The following is a 16,629-nucleotide window of genomic DNA, read 5'->3' as shown; positions in this document are numbered from 1 at the left end:
ATAAAGTGGTAGGGGTATAAAGAATCCAGTATCAACGTTTGATTTGTATAGAAAAAGTTGGCGTAACTAAAACTGTATTTTAATAGCTTTTGTTATCCTAAGTAAAACGTTATGGGTAAATTACAATTATTGATCATGAATGTGTTGGTAGTTTTTCTGTATGGAGCTTGTCAATTACCTCAGCGCCCGCCACAGTCCAGTACAAATGAATCTAAGCACAAGGCACAGGATTTACCTTCTAACGTAACCTTTTTTGGTGGTGGCAGATCTAAGGAAATGAGTATGGTATCAGGGAAAACGGATACTATTTTCATTTCAGTCCATCAGGCGGATTCGGTTCTTATCAAAATAAAAACTCCCACGGATACAGCCAATGTACGAATTAGTCAGCTTTTTATGCCCGATGGTTCGGCTGATGGCCCCTTTGGCCAAGAGCTTGCCTATAGATTTAAAGATGTTGGCCAATATCATATTACGGTGAATGAGAATAAAATGATAGGGAATCATTACTCAGGGCCTTATGTAGTACAAATTGTGCCAATAGTTCAATCTTTCTAGGCTACTCAACATCACCTGTGTACTTGATCGTATTATTCACGTAAAGCGCTGATTTTTTAGCATCATATTTATAGTTATCCTTTTGGTAAATGTCGTTTTCGACTTTATCCAGGATAATGGTTTTTTTACTGTCATCAGGTAAAAATAATTCGAGCTTTGATTTATCCTCGCTAAGGACAACAAAGGCACTAATGACAGCTTTTCCTTCTTCTTTCTCCGTTGGATTTAGGCGTAAGCCAACATTGAATACCTGGATACATCCTTGTTTGATCTCACTCCAAGTTTGTCCTGCCGCGACTAAACAACCGTGCTCATCCTTGCTGCCGCCGATCGATGGAGTTGCTTCTTCCTTACCTTGGCCAGCTGTTTCTTTGGATTCGCTGTTCTTGGGGGCATTGTTACAAGATGTAAAAGTAACAAGGCTCATGACTATAAATGCTAGTTTTCTCATTTGAATCGGTTTTTATATATTTCATGATATTCACACAATAAATATACCACAGTCGTCTGTTTATTCTTTAATCGACCTTTTACGGTAGGCTTTCATCCTTTCCTTAGCTATAGGTGCATCTTCGCGGTATCGCAGAAAAATGTGTGCAGCGTAAGTCAATATTGTCATAGGACAAGTCGAATTTCTGTATAGTTTATTAATATTGTGGTGCCGCGCAATGTGATCTTTTGTATCAGAACATTGAACGGAATGATTTTAAACCAATGTAGATAGACAAAAGTATTCTTATCATTTAAAACATCCTATGAAACATAAAGATCGTCCTGTCAAAAATTTGGTTTCGGTTATTTTAGTTGAAAAACAACTAGCCGATGTTTGGAAATACTGGAATGATACTGATGCAATTATGCAATGGAATATTCCATTTGACGATTGGCACTGTCCTGCTGTTCATATTGATTTTAGAGAGGGCGGGATGTTTAATTTTAGAATGGAACAAAAAAATAGCCGCGAGGGATTTGATTATGTAGGAGTATACGATGAGATTATTTGGATGGAGTATATTGAAAGTACCAGTGGAGGTAGAAAGTGTATTGTTGAATTTCAGGCGATTGATGACAATACGATTATCCGTGAAACTTTCGAACCTGATACATTTACACCTTTGGACCTACAACAGTCTTTTACCGATGGGGTCTTGCTAAGTTTTAAAAAATTTATAGAAAACAAATCGTTGTAGAAGCGTGTTGCTACTGACAGAAATATAGACATTATAGAATAAATTATGCGTGAAATAGAATCGAAAAGCGGTTATGCACCTGCTAATGGAATAAAACTTTACTACGAAATATTCGGCACAGGAAGGCCTTTAGTATTGATTCATGGCGGAGGTTCCTCTGGATTCTCTGATTTTGAAGAGACAATAAAAAGATTGCATGATCAGTACCAGTTGATTGTGATAGACCTGCAAAATCATGGAAGATCCGAACACAGAACCACCCCCGAAACCTTCGAGCAGGATGCGAAAGATATTTCGGCTGTTCTTGACTTCTTTTCTATCGCAAAAGCATCATTTTTTGGCTTTAGTAATGGAGCGACAACAGTTTTGAAATTTGCGACGATGTATCCGGACAAGGTGGAAAAGCTGATTGCAGCATCGGGAAATACCAAAAGAGAGGGACTTTTAGATGGTTTTTTTGAAAGTATGGAAGCTTCAACAATTAACGATATACCACCTTTTCTCAAAGAGAACTTTATGAAGCTGAATCCAGATCCGGAGAAATTTCGAAATATGTATGAAAAAGATAGCCAGCGCATGATAAACTTTAAAGACTTCGAAACGGAATCCTTAAGGCTTTTGACCTGCCCGGTATTTTTGATAGGGGGAGACCAAGATGTTGTGAAAACGATACATCTAGCGGCCATGCAACAGCAGATTCCTCATGCTCGACTGCTTATTTTACCGGCTAATCATGGGAACTATATGATGGCTGATTTTAATGGCGATGTCAATGACCAACTGATCGATTTTACACTAGGACAAATACAGCATTTTTTGGCACCTAATTGATACCTGTTCAATCGAATAAGTTCGCGGCAAAGGTTTATCGATAATTACGCATATTACGTTCCATCTTACGTATGCGCTGTTCGTTTTTTCCGTCAACACGAGATGCAACCGCCCAAATGGCTGCGGGTATCCAACCCAGTATGGTCATCTGTAGGATCAAACAGAGAATGCCACTTAGAATCTTACCGCGTAAGAAAAATGATAACCAAGGAAGTAAGACTGCTATTAATATCATAAAGAATAGGGTTATAAACGTTAAAATACAAAAGTACGGTATTCACCATTAAAAATCACGAATAATATCAACTAAAGCAAATTAAGTTATTTTTTTTGTTTGTATGTAATGTGTTGATATTTAATGTTTAATGTTTTTGCGTTGCTAGAATAGGTAAATGTTAAGAAAACTTAAAATATGCTTTCTGACAGATGAATTTTAGAATTTTAAGGAGGTGTGGCACCAAAGTTGATGTTTCCCTGTCGAATATTTTAGATGCAGATTACATAGAATAAATGACGGAAAACATGGGAAACAATAACAATATTATTGAGAATTTAGACAGCAAATATCATGGATATCTAGAAGATGAGGGGAAATGGCTCAATGATGGATTTAAGAATATTTTCATCGATGGGGAACCAAGTAAAGCAAATCTGAAAACATCGGTTTATCTTATGCTACCACAAGAGATCAGAGACTATGTCGATCAGTTGTTGCACAACGATTGATTATAAATTATACCAGCAAATCGTTCAAAGTAAAAGTTTACTAGAATCAGGTTTTTCCGATTTTAGTAAACTTTACTTGTTTAAATAGGAGAGGGTAGACCACATCTCCATTAAATGCCATATTCTTTCACAGTTTGGCAAATTTGCTCTTTTTGTTTTCGGCTCAATACGTTCAACATGGTAAGGATTTCTTTACCTTGAAAAGTCTCAAGCTCAAGTCTAGGACCCAACCAATTGCTTTCAATAATGCGGATATTAACGATTTGAATGTAGGGCACGAATACCAGCGCATCCAAATCTGCCAAAGCCCACATACTCCCGGTCTTTTTTTCGATCCGTTTAAAATACAATCCTTTTTTATCTGTCCGGGCTCGGATGACCTTCCTGCTGCTCTTTAGAAGAAGGAAGCCGCCGATAATAAAAGATAAGTGGAACAACAGCATAAATAATGAGACTAAAAAGCGAAATACATCTTTAAAGTCAAGTACCATGGCACTGAAATTCTCTTTAAATGAATCATTCGGATGATAACCGATGAAACATGTAGATAACCCCATTAAAATCAAGATACTACCGATGATAATGGATCGCCAATTGGGTAGGTAATAATTGATAAAGGTTTCATTGTCTGTGGCTGCTAATTTTCTCCTTTTCATATCTAAATATAGGGACCTTATAAATTGACCGTATAGAAGACTTACAATTCGTTCAAAAGCATTTATAATTCGACAACTATTGTTATAAAGGCATGAAGTCTGTTTTTGAAATTATTATGAACTTGTTTATTGGTCGCATCGAAATCCATGTTACGGAAGATTGGACCACTGTACATCTGCTATCTGGATGAGGTCGACACGAAAGAGTTGCGATACATTTGCACTATAAATCAAACTATTTAATGAAATGAATTATAACATTAGAAAGGCAAGTCTTGAGGATCTTGATCAAGCAGCAGCGTTATTCAATCTTTATCGGATTTTCTACAGACAGGAATCGGATTTGGAAAAGGCCAAAGAATTTTTGAGGGAGCGATTTTTGTACGGAGAGTCAGAAATCTTTTTGGCAATTCAGGGCGAACAAGCTGTTGGTTTTGTTCAGCTTTATAAATTGTTTCATTATACTAAATTGCAGCGACAGTGGTTGTTGAGTGATCTATTTGTGCATCCTGATCATCGGAGTAAAGGTCTTTCGGTTCGGCTTATAGATCGTAGTAAAGTCTGGTGTGACGAGACTGGAGCTTGTGGTCTGATGCTTGAGACCGAGAAAACAAATGTTATCGGTAATAGTCTTTATCCGAGGTGTGGATTTGAATACGACGGCATGCATAACTATTATCATTGGTGGCGATAACCTTAACTGGATCGTCAGGGCACTTCTGCGCCTGGCGATCCAGTTGGCAACTGAGATTAATTAGACGGCAAATTGTGTCAAATGATGATCCAGGTGTTTATAAAACATGTTGTTCCACTCCCAGCTTTTCAGCTTGCCGAAAGAATGGGACTCTTTCCCATCAAAATAGTTTTCGCCCAATTCCAGCGTTTTTCTAATGTAATCGATTAACCTACGTTGCTCGATCTCGAAATCACGTCTGGATGTTACCAGAAACTCTGTAGCTGTAGGGTTATTTCTCTTATAAGGTTTTTCATTGACCACCAGATTCTTTACAAACCATTTTAGTAGTAGTTTCTTTAATCCAGTAGGCTTAGGATGCTTGTCTTCATAGATCAATTCATAGGTCACATTGCAGTGGGCTAACATTTGATCGACCGTCATTTTACCCCATTGGACACTGCTGTCTGGATTAAGATTTTGAATCCGTGCTATCACTTCATCACTCACTGTTTTGTCAAAAATATTTTTCATAATTTAAATACTAATTGGTTTTCAGGTTGCTGGAACTTTGGTTGGGGATGATAACGTACGAAATAATAATTTACATTAATTGAAGTATAGTATGACATTTAAAGGCTCATCTTTTACAGTTACTTTCTTTTCGGTAGGCCCATTTTTATTGCTGTACCTCAAGGTATAAGACTGATTTTTTTTCACGATAAATGTTAAATAGTCATTCGCATCCTGCAGTTTAGTTGCGGTCGAACCACCGCCAATTTGATCATTTCCTTGAAAGATATCTACATTGCATTTTGTTCTGCCTTCCGGTTGACATTGATCGTTACTGAGATACATGGTTACGTTTAGACGGGTGTAAGATTTGTCGTTCAATTGCTGACTATATTGCTGATTGAATAGATCAATATAGCGCTGGGAAACGTTATCTGCATATACTTCTGTTTCGCTCCATGCTGGAAATGAGGTGCTTGCCGGTTTGTATGAAGCCGCATAGATAGAATGTTCCTTGCTATTCGGATCGGCTTTCCCTGCGTCGGCCAAAAACCAGCTATAATTTAGGTCTTTGTCCGGATAATATTCAGTAAAATACCATTTACCATTAATCCATACCTCGACCCAACTGTGGTTACCACGATTGTCATGCCAGTTTGGTGTACCTGCAATCCGGGCCGGTATACCTACTGATCGCAATGCATCGATCAGTAAAATGGATAATCCGGTACAAGATGCCATTCCTTGGCTTATCGATTCAGATGGATTTTGATCTGCTTTTTTTCGTTGGGTATTGTAATCGACTTTTACTTCATCTCTGATATTCTTATTTATGGCTACAATGGCATCTTTTATCGTTTTGCTATTTGTTACATATTTTGAGAAACGATCGTAGAAATCACCACGCCAGTCGTCTAGATCTTCAGAAAATACACGATAGGGCAATACCTCATTTAGAAAAATAGAATCTGGAATTTCCTTAGCCCAGGAAAATGTTGATTTTGCCTGGTAAGCCTTTTCAATATTATGGATAAGATGATCACTCTTAATCGTCGTTAAATCATTCTTAGGCATATAAGCTATCAGAAAAGCCGCGCCTTCACGCATTTCTTTGGGCAGTTTCTCTAGTACTTTCTCCAATTCATTACGATTCATGCCGGCAGCTTTTAGTGCGTTTTTGACCGGTTTTTGATACTGACTTGGTAAAGAGGAAAGCTTGAAATCTTGTGCAGATGCTTTGAAAAAAATGGCTGTAGATAAACAGCAGAAAACTAAAGAAAATACCTTTTTAAACATAATATACGCTTGCTTGTTCTTTATCTATTTAAATTAATACGATTTGTATATTTCAAACATAGATAAATTGATTTTTATATGCAAAATACGTTTTATAGTCTGGCTCGTAACTTAGAAGCCCAATTTGTTGCGACGCATTGCTGAATTTGAGCAGATGGACTCCCAAATAGCAAGGGACCACGAACGATGTACTTTTTCATTGCGCTGCACTTCTAAAAAGTCAAAAGGTGTTAATCCCGCACAATTTCATTTGCAAATGAATACAAATTTATTTTAGTTTGAAGATCTTTACGGCAAAGTAAAGATCATAACCCAAAAAATAATTTGAATGACAATTCCGATGAAGCCGTTTCATTTTCTATATTATAGTGTATGCTGTCTGATCCTTTTATCTGGTATGCTGTATTCCTGTCAATCGCAAAATCCGGATCGGGTGATACTTGAAAAATTGGATAAAACCTTTAATGCATCCAAATTTTATGGCCCCAAAATAAAAAGGAGCGAAGAGTTGCTGCATGCGGACGTTAAAAGTATGGATAAGAAAGAGTTGAAAGAAGTCTTTGAAACCGCCATATTTAAAAAGGATACGCTTGCTATTTTTAATTCAGAAGGGAGTCTGCCAACGTTATTTTATATCGAATCTACTGCAGCTTGGGGAACACGGAAATTAAAGCCAGTTAAAGATTTCGGTTATCGTTATACAACTGTTTCTTATAATGAAGAAAAGGATACCGTAGCGATATTAAACGGAATTTCTTTTCCAGCCTTGACTGTGGCAGAGGATGAAAATGGTGAATTTGCTTATCTATATGCACTGAAGACTTCAAAAAATAAAGATGATTTTCAAAATATCTACAACTATCTACAGAAGACGTTTACAAAATTGAAGCTTCAAGATGATGCGGGAAGTGGTATAAAAGGTTGGGAAAATAAAGACTTTTACTATTTTTTGCATAAAAAAAATAGAAGGGAAGAACAGATTTTTTCATTTGGAGAAGATGAAGACGACAAGCCGACGACTACAGACATCACCGATATCCGTTTGGAAATTTATTCTAAAATTTACATCCAAAATATGCAAAAAGAGCAGGTTTATTTACCGGATTATATCCCCATTATCAAATGACAGATGTAGATAATGGGTAACCGTCAAACTTGTTACAAACCTGCATAAGCGAATTTGTTTATATTTACTTCCTTGTAAAAAAATCAATCAAATCGTTTTATTTTTATGTCAGATACTCAAATACCGACTTCCGCTTATGCAGATACCAAACCACATTATGCTGTACTTGATGGGTTACGAGGGGTCGCAGCTATTACCGTCGTTTGCTTTCATATTTTTGAAGCCTTTGCAACGAGCCATTTAGATCAGCGAATTAATCATGGTTATTTGGCGGTCGACTTTTTCTTTATGCTTTCAGGGTTTGTCGTGGGCTATGCTTATGATGATCGCTGGAAGACGATGACAACAAAAGAATTTATAAAACGAAGAATAATACGTTTACATCCGATGGTTGTTATGGGAGCGATCATTGGAGCAGTTATGTTCTATTTTCAGGGTTGTTCTGTTTGGGATGTGACAAAAGTGACATTTTCTTCGCTGGCAATCGCAACCCTATTGAATGCTTTGTTAATTCCTGCGATTCCGGGGCATGAGGTGAGAGGGCTTGGGGAGATGTTTCCATTAAATGGACCAAGCTGGTCGTTGTTTTTTGAATACATCGGTAATATCCTGTATGCATTGGTTATTCGAAGATTTTCGACCAAAGCATTAGCCGGACTCGTTATTTTATTCGGAATAGGTTTGGCTGCATTTGCGATATTGGGACCCTTGGGAGATATATGTGCTGGTTTTTCACTCACAGGAACAGAATTTACGGCAGGTTCACTTCGTCTTTTATTTTCTTTTACAGCGGGCCTATTTCTATCGAGGATATTTAAATCTTTACAGATCAAGGGGGCATTTTGGATTTGTAGTTTGATCTTAGTACCTCTTTTGGCTATGCCGCGCATTGGCGGGGCTGAGCATTTATGGATGAATGGTCTGTACGACACGTTATGTTGTGTTGTTGTTTTCCCTTTGCTTGTTGTTTTAGGAGCATCTGGCAAGGGAGAAAGCGGTATTACAAGTTGGCTTTGCAAGTTTTTAGGCGATATATCCTATCCTTTGTATATGGTACATTATCCCTTTATTTATCTATACTATGCTTGGGTCAAGAATGAAAATCTGAGTTTTGAAGAATCTCTGCCGGGAGCAGCAGCTGTTGTGATCGGAAGTATTGTGCTTGCATACGGCTGTTTGAAGTTATACGATATACCCGTACGGCGATATTTGTCAAAACGATTTCTAAGATCAAAAGGGAAATAGCGGCCGGCAAACTAATCCTATATTTATTATAAAATAAAAAAAACACCATAAATTGGTGTTTTTTTATGCATATTACGTAGGACAGTGACCTGTACATAGAGAAAATATCTTGTCATGTTAAATAACGCTTGAATGTCAGTCTTTTTCAAAAAAAACATTGTTATATTTCGACGAATAAAATACCAAATAGAAGCCTAAAGGACTTCGGTACACCGTTGGATCTGACGTAAGAATATGATGAGTGGGAGAGTCCATACACAGCTTTAAGCGTGCGGATTCATAAGGACTTACTGTTTCGATCTTGCCTTTGTAAACTTTGGATATTTTACCTGCGCTTACGACGTTGAAATAAATCGAATCGTTATCCTTTATGATAAAATTATGGCTATCATATTGCCAGTCAGTTTGTTTTCCTGGGAATAGGTCGCGTTTTATATGATAAGTCCCATAATAATCTTCTTTTTTTAAGATTTTTGGGCTAGCGATCCATTGAAAAAGTTGAGACAAAGAAAAAAGTAGAATTGCGCCACCGATGAGAGATAAAATTGCGTAACGAAAGAAGCGTCTTTCTGTGAAAATTCCGCATAACATTAAAATTACCAGCAGTGGTAGAAAAATAAATATAATGAAAAAATTGGCCCCAAATCCCATTTTATAAGTTGTTGTGGCTTCGAAGAAAACCAAATGGATTTTCTTTTACTCCTCTTATAGAAACCTACTTTCTAAATTGAAAGTTTTAACTAAAGTAGCCCCATAGCTACCAAATCCAACACAGTATGCCTTCTATTGTCCAATTTATTCTTGACACATGCTTCAAGAATTTTTTTGACACCATTTGAATAAGAATCATGTCCGAGGACCTTGGTCTCAATTTTAATTTCATCATTTTTATCTTTGATCACAATCTGATGGTAGGCATGTTTCTCTAAGTAGGCAACGGGAATATTTATTTTATAAGCTTGTGTTTTCGCATCGCGAATAGAGACAACACGCTCATGAGCGACCTGTAAAGAGTTGGCGATATGATAAGCTGTACCTGGTTCAGTATTCTTGGAGGCCTGATGAGACTCCATAATAGATATTTCATAGTCTTTGAAATTATGACCAAATTGTTGAAGCATATGGAGCGTTTTTAGCAAAAGTATGGAGGTATTCGGGCAAATGATAAGTGGAAAAGCAGTCGCGAGCTTTTCGGTCTCTAGGCCCGTCGAAAGTTCAATTAATACCGAACCCGTACGTGCGCAAAAATCAAGACAATCTTGTAACTCCCGGCCCGATCCGGCATGTATAACAATAGATGGAGACGTCGTTGTAATGGATGGTCGCCAGGGTGAAATTTCTACACTGGGAATCGAATAATCGGCTTCCAATATTGCGTTTGCCAGTTTTCCTGATCCTACTACAAAGGCTTTTTTTGTATTCATATTGCTTGTTTTATCACATCATCCGCTATCCTTTTAACTGTGAATCGATAAAAAGATACCGGATGAATTTGTAAAGAAGTAAAGGTTGTGCTTGAGTGAGGTAAGTTACAAAAATAGACGGTAAAATTTAATCTTTGCTATTATGGAATTATTCTTTTTTCACGCATTTCGTCAAAGAGTTGATAAAACATTTGTTCAGTATCGATAAATTCATGGAAACCGAGTCGTCTCGCCTTTGTGCCGTCGGCAAAAAAATCATAATCCCAAGAAAAGACAAAATCGCCAAAAGGCCAAGCTGAAACCTGTGCATAGTTATAGCTTAATGCATGCTTTTCTTTTAATTTTCGCCATACAGGTTCCTTATCTGCCATCATTGTTTCGAGTGATAGCGGGATCGGGTCAGCACTTTGCATATCAAAATAGGCTGCTAATTTGGGCCATAGTTCCTTCCAGCGGAAGAGATCGCCATTGTTAATGTTAAAGGCTTGATTGGCCGCTTGTGGATTGGTCGAGGCCCATACCGTTGCTTTGGCTAATAGTGTTGAATCGGTCATTTCCATCAATGTCTGAAAAGCGCCAATTTTTCCTGGAAACCGAAGCGGAATACCGAGTTCTTTTGAGATAGATGCATATACAGCAATGAGTAGCGCTAGATTCATCGGATTATTGGGAGCCGTTCCACCAACAACGGACGGACGGATCGCCGACCAAGTCCATTTCTTACCTTTTTGCAGTTGTTCGAGGTATTGCTGTTGACTGGTATTGAATTCAGGCGGCATATGTCCGCCATCTGATTCTTTGGCCGGTGTCTTGAAAGGGCCCAAATGAGCACCGTATACTTTATAACCTTGCATTAAGCTGATGTGTTGAAGATTACTTGCTATTGGTTCCACCACAGTCAAAACATTGCTTAGCATTCTCATATTGGGCTCTACCAGCTCAGCCCAGGTCGGTCTATCCTGATATGCAACATAGTAAATATGAGTCACTGAATCCAAGTTGCCTAGTTTTTTGATACAATCGGCTCTATCTAATAAATCTACAGCGATAAAACGAACCTTATTCCGATCGGCATTTGTTCGTCTTGACAAACCTATAATTTCCCATTCTTCCTTCTTTTCAAGGTAGTCTATGAGATTGTTGCCTACGACGCCATTGGCGCCCACAACTAAAGCGGTGTTTTTTCTAGTCTTCATCTTTATCTATTATTTATTTCATCTTTATCTATTATTTATAAGGCCAAAGTTAGTTGGAAGCCTGGTGGGGTTTAATGTAAAAATCCAACATAATTATGTATATTTCTGAAATGAAACGTTATCGTCAGTTTGAACCGGTGCTTATTTCAGGATTTAAGATGCTCGAATGGAACCATCCTGAACACAATCACAATCATTACGAGTTTATTTTTATTCGGGAGGGTGTCGGACGACATATCGTTAATGGACATTCATTTCCCTACGAGGCAGGGACGATCTTTCTACTTGGGCCAGATGATCAGCATTATTTTGAAATCGAACAACTCACACATTTTCTTTATCTTAAATTTACCGACGCCTATCTTGGTCGTGACACTTCGGGTGCTACGCCCGCAATACAACAGCTGGAATATATCATAAAAAGTAGAGAAACCCATCAGATGGGGTTTCAATTAGCGGGGGAAGATAAGCTGGTGATAGAACAGATCTTTGATATACTCCTTTTATTTAAGAAAGATCAAATCGGAAATCAGGAACTTATTTGGTTGCAATTATTCAGCATTGCACATGTTCTGCAGCGAAATATGCCTGAATTGCGTAGTAGTAGTACCAAAAGTCGCGATCTGCAGGCTATGTTTTGCTATATTCATAAAAATATTTACGATCCCAACTGTCTGCGGATACAAATGATGGCGAAGCACTTTAATATTGCCAACGATTATCTTGGTATTTATTTTAAACGTCAGGCAGGGATTACCTTACGGGACTATATTCAAAATTACCGCAGTACATTAATACGTCAACGAATAGCAGTAGGAAGAGTTACCTTAAAGGAAATTGCTGCTGAATTTGGGCTGACCGATGTAAGTCACCTGACTAAGATCATACATAAAACGTAGTCTATTGCATCGAAAAGTATTCAAATCAAATTTAATCTATAATATTTATCCCGAAGAAGAGAGCAATGCAATAAACAGATGGAGAAATGGTATGAAGCATTTATCACTTAACCCGGCAGAAATGAATAAAATTGAACCTGTGGAGCAAATTCCTTTGCTGGATCAGGAAAATGGCGCCTATAACGCCTAGCGAAAAAATTTGGCTGGGGTAGTTGATTTTTCGACATTTTTTGTAGATTTGTCGAGTAATGACAGATCAACAGGAAAATATTAAAGAGGAAATTATCTTATCATCCATGAAAGTGTTTGAAACATATGGATTTGCAAGGGTTTCTATGCAGGATATTTCAAAAGCTTGTGGAAAGGGGCGGAGCACCTTATATTACTATTTTACCAGTAAAATGGATGTCTTTGATGCAATTGCGGAGTATCTATGTCAGCAAGTGTTTGAGGTCGCGAGTAGAACTTATAACAGGGACGCTTCACTGGAAGATAATTTAGTCGGTTTTTTACAAGCAAAACTACGTCAGATTAATTTAATTACGAAACGTTTTCATCTCGCATTCGAAGATATGAAATCCGATCCAGCCTTGATGGTTTCGAAAACACGTTATATGCTGGATGACGAGATTAAGTTGATTCGTGAAATGATTGAATTAGCCGTTAGGAAAAAAGAAATTCAGGCCTTAGAGGAAAAGGATATCCTGTTTTTATCCGAAATGTTAGTGACAACATCACGTTGTTTTGAGCAGGAAGTTTTACTTTTTGATCGTTTTCCAGATTTTGAAGCTAGGCTTTCCTGGTTGACAAGTATATGTGTTAAGGGGTTGCGCTAACAATTAGGCAGTGTAGCGCGAAGTAATTATTTTGAACAGTAAGGATGTAGATTTATTGTTCTTTTTTTTGAAGCTTGTTTCGACAAAAATACAAAATATGTCTATTTTGATTGGTCGATTCTTTTTATACAGACAATAAACAGGATTACAACTATGGTGTTAAATGCGAAAGTAGGAAAGTCGGTGGATAGCTTTGCATCAGAAAGATGCGTTTTGGTTATGGTGGAGACAGAGGAAACAATCCGCCCTGAAATGATGGGGTTGTTGGATCCAGATATTGATTGTTATTTATTAATACACAACGATGTGGAGCGCTTGGATAGCCTAGCTCTTGCGCTGGAAAATGAAAATAAAAAGGTTCGACTAGCCCGAGATTTTGAGGAACTGAAACAGATGCGTTTTTTGAACCACCAATTACAACAAATTGCCGTTAAAATTTTGAAATAATCTAAATATGTATAAAGTTGTTTATTCTTTATCTCGTAAGCTGAAGTGGAAAGCCAGCGAGATTTATCATTTTCTCTATCAAAGTTTCCCGGAGATAAAAAATATTGATTTATTGTTGGATGACCAGCAATTTTTGCTTGTCCTGCGGATTAGTACCCGATTGGAATTTTCTATTCTGAATATATGCCAGAAGCAGGGCTTGGCAATGCAATTTGTACAGGTCGAGGATACTGATTAGGCTGTCCGATTTACAAAGCTAGCTTGTTACAGCTGTTGAAGTAAGGTGCAATGAGCCGTAAAGAAATGTGAATTTGAGCTTTGTAGCAAAATCATTCTGAAAGTTACTTTTTACTTTTGCTATCGTTCCTTCAAAACATTTTTTACATCCATTGGTTAATTTTATCGTGCGGATGGAATCTGTGTTGCATCATAGGAATTTTATGCATTTATTTAAAACAGAAAACAACAATTTTATCAAGTATGAGTACATTTTCAATTAGAGCTTTTGGAACAAGCGAACCAACGGCTGATCTAAAACAGATGGATATCGAACGCCGTGAAGTGACGGAGAAAGATGTCGAGATTGATATCTTATTTTGTGGAGTTTGTCATTCGGATTTACATACAGCGCGAAATGAATGGGGCGGAACCGTTTATCCGAATGTACCCGGTCATGAAATTGTGGGTCGAATTACTAAAGTTGGATCCGCTGTAACCAAGTTTAAAGTTGGTGATTTGGCCGGTGTAGGCTGTATGGTAGATAGTTGTCGCGAATGTGAAAGTTGTAAGGAAGGATTGGAACAGTATTGTGAAAATGGAAATATCCAAACATACAACGGACACGATAAGCACCTTAATAAACAGACATTTGGTGGTTATTCTGAACGTGTTGTAGTAGATCAGGATTTTGTGCTCCACATTCCTGAAAATTTGGACCTCGCAGCGACAGCACCTTTATTATGTGCTGGAATTACCACTTATTCGCCTTTGAGGCATTGGAATGTGGGACCAGGAAAAAAAGTTGGTATAGTGGGTATCGGTGGCTTGGGACACATGGGAGTCAAAATCGCGAAAGCAATGGGAGCGCACGTCGTTGTTATTACAACGTCTGCTTCTAAAGTTGATGACGCCAAACGTTTGGGTGCTGACGAAGTGATCTTGTCAACTGATGTAGAACAAATGAAGGAACATGCAGGAACATTACATTTCATTTTGGACTGTGTTTCGGCACAACATGATATCAATGCCTATTTAAGTTTATTGAAACGAGATGGTTCTTTGACTCTCGTTGGTGCTCCGGAGCATCCACTTCCTGTGGCTCCTTTTAGTCTGATTCCAACACGTAAGAGTTTTTCAGGTTCTATGATTGGAGGGATAGCCGAAACACAGGAGATGCTTGATTTTTGTGGTAAACACAATATTATATCCGATATAGAGCTGATTAAAATGCAGGATATCAATCATGCCTATGATAGACTATTGAAAAGCGATGTTAAATACAGGTTTGTTATTGACATGGCGAGTTTGAAAAACTAGCACAAGAAAATTATTCAATGCTGAACCATCAAGGGGAATTTCGAGTACCTTTGATGGTTCAGTTTGTTTATATAGGTATTTTCACCTAATTATTGAGCTAACCTTTTACCCTTTAAAATTGTTAATATGGGGTAGTGAATTCAACTATTGATCGTTTTTATGGAAAAAGATAAAATTATTGTATTTTGGTTTCGTCGGGATCTACGTCTGGATGATAATGCTGGGCTTACTCGCGCCTTAGCTTCGGGCTATCCTGTATTGCCTATATTCATATTTGACGAGGATATTCTAATGCAATTGGAGGATAGGAGGGATCGACGTCTTCATTACATCCATCAGGCTTTAACCCGTATCAATACCCTACTCAGAGAAAGTGGCGCAACTTTGAATACGTTCTATGGTAAACCTATCGCTATCTACGGGGAGTTGATTGAAAAATTCGATGTGCAGGGAATCTATTGTAATCGGGATTATGAACCGAAAGCAATTCGTCGGGACAAAGAGATTTTCGAGCTTTGTACAGCTATGGGAATTCCTTTCAAAGCTGTGAAAGATCAGGTTATTTTCGATAAAGGAGATATTTTAAAGAATGATGGAACACCCTATACGGTTTATACGCCGTATGCAAAAAAATGGCGGGAGAAATTACGTCCTGAGGACCATCTTTCCAATACCTACACAACGGGATTTTTCTTTCAGCAGAACCATCAGCAGATTATTTCTTTGGCGAATTTAGGATTTCTGGAGACTGACCTTATTTTTGAAGAACCAGAGCTGAATGCGACGATTATTGACCATTATGATACCACCCGCGATTATCCGGCATTAATGGGCACAACCAAATTGGGGATCGCACTTCGTTTTGGAACAATCAGTGTTCGTCAATGCGTTACTTTTGCTTTAAAACACAATGCGACCTGGTTGTCTGAATTGATCTGGCGTGAATTTTTTATGCAGATACTCTACCACTATCCGCATGTTGTTACGGAGTCCTTTAGAAAGCAATACGATGCCATACAATGGCGAAACGACGAAGTTGAATTCCAGCAATGGTGCAACGGAGAGACCGGATATCCTATGGTCGATGCGGGTATGCGCCAATTGAATAGTTCGGGGTATATGCACAATCGCGTACGAATGGTCGTAGCCAGTTTTCTTTGTAAGCACCTTTTGATCGACTGGAGATGGGGGGAGGCCTACTTTGCACAAAAATTAAATGATTATGACCTGTCTGCCAACAATGGTAACTGGCAGTGGGCCGCAGGCAGTGGTTGTGACGCAGCCCCGTATTTTAGGGTTTTTAATCCGACGCTCCAGGCTGAGAAGTTCGATAAAAATCAGGAATATATAAAACAATGGGTTCCTGAATTAAACACTTTAGACTATTGTAAGCCTATTGTTGACCATCAGTTTGCCCGTGATCGTGCGATAAAGACCTACGCAAAGGCGTTGAAATAATGGTATTGAATGTCTACTC

Annotated in this window: 20 protein-coding genes; 13 read left to right on the top strand and 7 right to left on the bottom strand. The window is 38.1% G+C overall.

What is annotated here, in order from left to right; genetic code table 11:
- Positions 1 to 111: 111 nt before the first annotated feature.
- The gene (locus ACHWSC_RS02600; RefSeq protein WP_088162066.1) at positions 112 to 558 is read left to right on the top strand and encodes a hypothetical protein; all 447 of its coding nucleotides are present in this window, start codon (positions 112 to 114) and stop codon (positions 556 to 558) included.
- 1 nt (position 559) lies between these two features.
- On the opposite strand, the gene ACHWSC_RS02595 is transcribed toward ACHWSC_RS02600, so the two are convergent.
- Positions 560 to 1,009, bottom strand: a complete 450-nt coding sequence (locus ACHWSC_RS02595) for a hypothetical protein (RefSeq protein ID WP_145327082.1) — start codon at positions 1,007 to 1,009, stop codon at positions 560 to 562.
- Positions 1,010 to 1,313: 304 nt separating this feature from the next.
- On the opposite strand from ACHWSC_RS02595, the gene ACHWSC_RS02590 reads away from it, so the two are divergent.
- Together ACHWSC_RS02590 and ACHWSC_RS02585 are read left to right on the top strand one after the other, a co-directional pair.
- Positions 1,314 to 1,748 carry an SRPBCC domain-containing protein gene (locus tag ACHWSC_RS02590; RefSeq protein WP_394675707.1) on the top strand — a complete coding sequence of 145 codons (435 nt, stop codon included), beginning with the start codon at positions 1,314 to 1,316 and terminating at the stop codon, positions 1,746 to 1,748.
- A 45-nt stretch (positions 1,749 to 1,793) separates the two neighbouring features.
- Positions 1,794 to 2,579 carry an alpha/beta fold hydrolase gene (locus tag ACHWSC_RS02585; RefSeq protein ID WP_205400986.1) on the top strand — a complete coding sequence of 262 codons (786 nt, stop codon included), beginning with the start codon at positions 1,794 to 1,796 and terminating at the stop codon, positions 2,577 to 2,579.
- Positions 2,580 to 2,613: 34 nt separating this feature from the next.
- Here the strand turns inward: ACHWSC_RS02585 and ACHWSC_RS02580 are convergent, their stop codons facing one another.
- Positions 2,614 to 2,814 carry a YqaE/Pmp3 family membrane protein gene (locus ACHWSC_RS02580; protein WP_075994862.1) on the bottom strand — a complete coding sequence of 67 codons (201 nt, stop codon included), beginning with the start codon at positions 2,812 to 2,814 and terminating at the stop codon, positions 2,614 to 2,616.
- Between the two features lie 287 nt (positions 2,815 to 3,101).
- Here ACHWSC_RS02580 and ACHWSC_RS02575 point away from each other — a divergent pair, with 287 nt between their 5' ends.
- Positions 3,102 to 3,305 (top strand): hypothetical protein, encoded by a 204-nt coding sequence (locus tag ACHWSC_RS02575; protein ID WP_147420839.1) that lies wholly within the window; start codon positions 3,102 to 3,104, stop codon positions 3,303 to 3,305.
- 110 nt (positions 3,306 to 3,415) lie between these two features.
- On the opposite strand, the gene ACHWSC_RS02570 is transcribed toward ACHWSC_RS02575, so the two are convergent.
- Positions 3,416 to 3,961: a hypothetical protein gene (locus ACHWSC_RS02570; RefSeq protein WP_394675706.1), complete on the bottom strand. Its 546-nt coding sequence runs from the start codon at positions 3,959 to 3,961 to the stop codon at positions 3,416 to 3,418.
- A 247-nt stretch (positions 3,962 to 4,208) separates the two neighbouring features.
- On the opposite strand from ACHWSC_RS02570, the gene ACHWSC_RS02565 reads away from it, so the two are divergent.
- On the top strand, positions 4,209 to 4,655 hold the full coding sequence (locus tag ACHWSC_RS02565; protein ID WP_394675705.1) for a GNAT family N-acetyltransferase: 447 nt from the start codon (positions 4,209 to 4,211) through the stop codon (positions 4,653 to 4,655).
- Positions 4,656 to 4,715: 60 nt separating this feature from the next.
- Here the strand turns inward: ACHWSC_RS02565 and ACHWSC_RS02560 are convergent, their stop codons facing one another.
- Together ACHWSC_RS02560 and ACHWSC_RS02555 are read right to left on the bottom strand one after the other, a co-directional pair.
- The gene (locus ACHWSC_RS02560) at positions 4,716 to 5,168 is read right to left on the bottom strand and encodes a DUF1569 domain-containing protein (protein WP_394675704.1); all 453 of its coding nucleotides are present in this window, start codon (positions 5,166 to 5,168) and stop codon (positions 4,716 to 4,718) included.
- 75 nt (positions 5,169 to 5,243) lie between these two features.
- The gene (locus tag ACHWSC_RS02555; protein WP_394675703.1) at positions 5,244 to 6,443 is read right to left on the bottom strand and encodes a transglutaminase family protein; all 1,200 of its coding nucleotides are present in this window, start codon (positions 6,441 to 6,443) and stop codon (positions 5,244 to 5,246) included.
- A 328-nt stretch (positions 6,444 to 6,771) separates the two neighbouring features.
- Here ACHWSC_RS02555 and ACHWSC_RS02550 point away from each other — a divergent pair, with 328 nt between their 5' ends.
- Both ACHWSC_RS02550 and ACHWSC_RS02545 read left to right on the top strand, forming a co-directional pair.
- Positions 6,772 to 7,569, top strand: a complete 798-nt coding sequence (locus ACHWSC_RS02550) for a hypothetical protein (protein WP_394675702.1) — start codon at positions 6,772 to 6,774, stop codon at positions 7,567 to 7,569.
- Between the two features lie 105 nt (positions 7,570 to 7,674).
- Positions 7,675 to 8,814 carry an acyltransferase gene (locus ACHWSC_RS02545; RefSeq protein ID WP_088162057.1) on the top strand — a complete coding sequence of 380 codons (1,140 nt, stop codon included), beginning with the start codon at positions 7,675 to 7,677 and terminating at the stop codon, positions 8,812 to 8,814.
- Positions 8,815 to 9,554: 740 nt separating this feature from the next.
- Here the strand turns inward: ACHWSC_RS02545 and ACHWSC_RS02540 are convergent.
- Together ACHWSC_RS02540 and ACHWSC_RS02535 are read right to left on the bottom strand one after the other, a co-directional pair.
- The gene (locus ACHWSC_RS02540; protein WP_394675701.1) at positions 9,555 to 10,238 is read right to left on the bottom strand and encodes a dihydrodipicolinate reductase C-terminal domain-containing protein; all 684 of its coding nucleotides are present in this window, start codon (positions 10,236 to 10,238) and stop codon (positions 9,555 to 9,557) included.
- A 140-nt stretch (positions 10,239 to 10,378) separates the two neighbouring features.
- Entirely contained in the window at positions 10,379 to 11,434 is a 1,056-nt protein-coding gene (locus ACHWSC_RS02535; RefSeq protein ID WP_394675700.1) for an SDR family oxidoreductase, read from the bottom strand.
- A 95-nt stretch (positions 11,435 to 11,529) separates the two neighbouring features.
- Between ACHWSC_RS02535 and ACHWSC_RS02530 the strand changes: the two genes are divergently transcribed.
- From ACHWSC_RS02530 to ACHWSC_RS02505, 6 genes are all read left to right on the top strand, one after another.
- Positions 11,530 to 12,333 (top strand): helix-turn-helix transcriptional regulator, encoded by an 804-nt coding sequence (locus ACHWSC_RS02530; protein WP_394675699.1) that lies wholly within the window; start codon positions 11,530 to 11,532, stop codon positions 12,331 to 12,333.
- 248 nt (positions 12,334 to 12,581) lie between these two features.
- Positions 12,582 to 13,169: a TetR/AcrR family transcriptional regulator gene (locus tag ACHWSC_RS02525; RefSeq protein WP_394675698.1), complete on the top strand. Its 588-nt coding sequence runs from the start codon at positions 12,582 to 12,584 to the stop codon at positions 13,167 to 13,169.
- A gap of 153 nt (positions 13,170 to 13,322) precedes the next feature.
- Positions 13,323 to 13,616 (top strand): hypothetical protein, encoded by a 294-nt coding sequence (locus ACHWSC_RS02520; RefSeq protein WP_075993199.1) that lies wholly within the window; start codon positions 13,323 to 13,325, stop codon positions 13,614 to 13,616.
- A gap of 7 nt (positions 13,617 to 13,623) precedes the next feature.
- The gene (locus ACHWSC_RS02515) at positions 13,624 to 13,854 is read left to right on the top strand and encodes a hypothetical protein (RefSeq protein WP_046674596.1); all 231 of its coding nucleotides are present in this window, start codon (positions 13,624 to 13,626) and stop codon (positions 13,852 to 13,854) included.
- 242 nt (positions 13,855 to 14,096) lie between these two features.
- Entirely contained in the window at positions 14,097 to 15,152 is a 1,056-nt protein-coding gene (locus ACHWSC_RS02510; protein WP_394675697.1) for an NAD(P)-dependent alcohol dehydrogenase, read from the top strand.
- Positions 15,153 to 15,311: 159 nt separating this feature from the next.
- The gene (locus ACHWSC_RS02505) at positions 15,312 to 16,610 is read left to right on the top strand and encodes a cryptochrome/photolyase family protein (protein ID WP_394675696.1); all 1,299 of its coding nucleotides are present in this window, start codon (positions 15,312 to 15,314) and stop codon (positions 16,608 to 16,610) included.
- Positions 16,611 to 16,629 lie beyond the last annotated feature (19 nt).

It is taken from the genome of uncultured Sphingobacterium sp. (genome assembly GCF_964277905.1).
Lineage (GTDB): Bacteria > Bacteroidota > Bacteroidia > Sphingobacteriales > Sphingobacteriaceae > Sphingobacterium > Sphingobacterium siyangense.
Note: the sequence above shows the minus strand (reverse complement) of the source record. Positions and strands in the feature narration are given on the sequence as shown.

Excerpts from the sequence above, each read along its gene's own strand:
- ACHWSC_RS02600 (WP_088162066.1), top strand. The coding sequence starts at position 112 with ATGGGTAAATTACAATTATTGATCATGAATGTGTTGGTAGTTTTTCTG.
- ACHWSC_RS02550 (WP_394675702.1), top strand. The coding sequence starts at position 6,772 with ATGACAATTCCGATGAAGCCGTTTCATTTTCTATATTATAGTGTATGC.
- ACHWSC_RS02585 (WP_205400986.1), top strand. The coding sequence starts at position 1,794 with ATGCGTGAAATAGAATCGAAAAGCGGTTATGCACCTGCTAATGGAATA.
- ACHWSC_RS02570 (WP_394675706.1), bottom strand. The coding sequence starts at position 3,961 with ATGAAAAGGAGAAAATTAGCAGCCACAGACAATGAAACCTTTATCAAT.
- ACHWSC_RS02530 (WP_394675699.1), top strand. The coding sequence starts at position 11,530 with ATGTATATTTCTGAAATGAAACGTTATCGTCAGTTTGAACCGGTGCTT.
- ACHWSC_RS02575 (WP_147420839.1), top strand. The coding sequence starts at position 3,102 with ATGGGAAACAATAACAATATTATTGAGAATTTAGACAGCAAATATCAT.
- ACHWSC_RS02505 (WP_394675696.1), top strand. The coding sequence starts at position 15,312 with ATGGAAAAAGATAAAATTATTGTATTTTGGTTTCGTCGGGATCTACGT.
- ACHWSC_RS02540 (WP_394675701.1), bottom strand. The coding sequence starts at position 10,238 with ATGAATACAAAAAAAGCCTTTGTAGTAGGATCAGGAAAACTGGCAAAC.
- ACHWSC_RS02555 (WP_394675703.1), bottom strand. The coding sequence starts at position 6,443 with ATGTTTAAAAAGGTATTTTCTTTAGTTTTCTGCTGTTTATCTACAGCC.
- ACHWSC_RS02560 (WP_394675704.1), bottom strand. The coding sequence starts at position 5,168 with ATGAAAAATATTTTTGACAAAACAGTGAGTGATGAAGTGATAGCACGG.
- ACHWSC_RS02565 (WP_394675705.1), top strand. The coding sequence starts at position 4,209 with ATGAATTATAACATTAGAAAGGCAAGTCTTGAGGATCTTGATCAAGCA.
- ACHWSC_RS02545 (WP_088162057.1), top strand. The coding sequence starts at position 7,675 with ATGTCAGATACTCAAATACCGACTTCCGCTTATGCAGATACCAAACCA.
- ACHWSC_RS02535 (WP_394675700.1), bottom strand. The coding sequence starts at position 11,434 with ATGAAGACTAGAAAAAACACCGCTTTAGTTGTGGGCGCCAATGGCGTC.
- ACHWSC_RS02525 (WP_394675698.1), top strand. The coding sequence starts at position 12,582 with ATGACAGATCAACAGGAAAATATTAAAGAGGAAATTATCTTATCATCC.
- ACHWSC_RS02520 (WP_075993199.1), top strand. The coding sequence starts at position 13,323 with ATGGTGTTAAATGCGAAAGTAGGAAAGTCGGTGGATAGCTTTGCATCA.
- ACHWSC_RS02510 (WP_394675697.1), top strand. The coding sequence starts at position 14,097 with ATGAGTACATTTTCAATTAGAGCTTTTGGAACAAGCGAACCAACGGCT.
- ACHWSC_RS02580 (WP_075994862.1), bottom strand. The coding sequence starts at position 2,814 with ATGATATTAATAGCAGTCTTACTTCCTTGGTTATCATTTTTCTTACGC.
- ACHWSC_RS02515 (WP_046674596.1), top strand. The coding sequence starts at position 13,624 with ATGTATAAAGTTGTTTATTCTTTATCTCGTAAGCTGAAGTGGAAAGCC.
- ACHWSC_RS02595 (WP_145327082.1), bottom strand. The coding sequence starts at position 1,009 with ATGAGAAAACTAGCATTTATAGTCATGAGCCTTGTTACTTTTACATCT.
- ACHWSC_RS02590 (WP_394675707.1), top strand. The coding sequence starts at position 1,314 with ATGAAACATAAAGATCGTCCTGTCAAAAATTTGGTTTCGGTTATTTTA.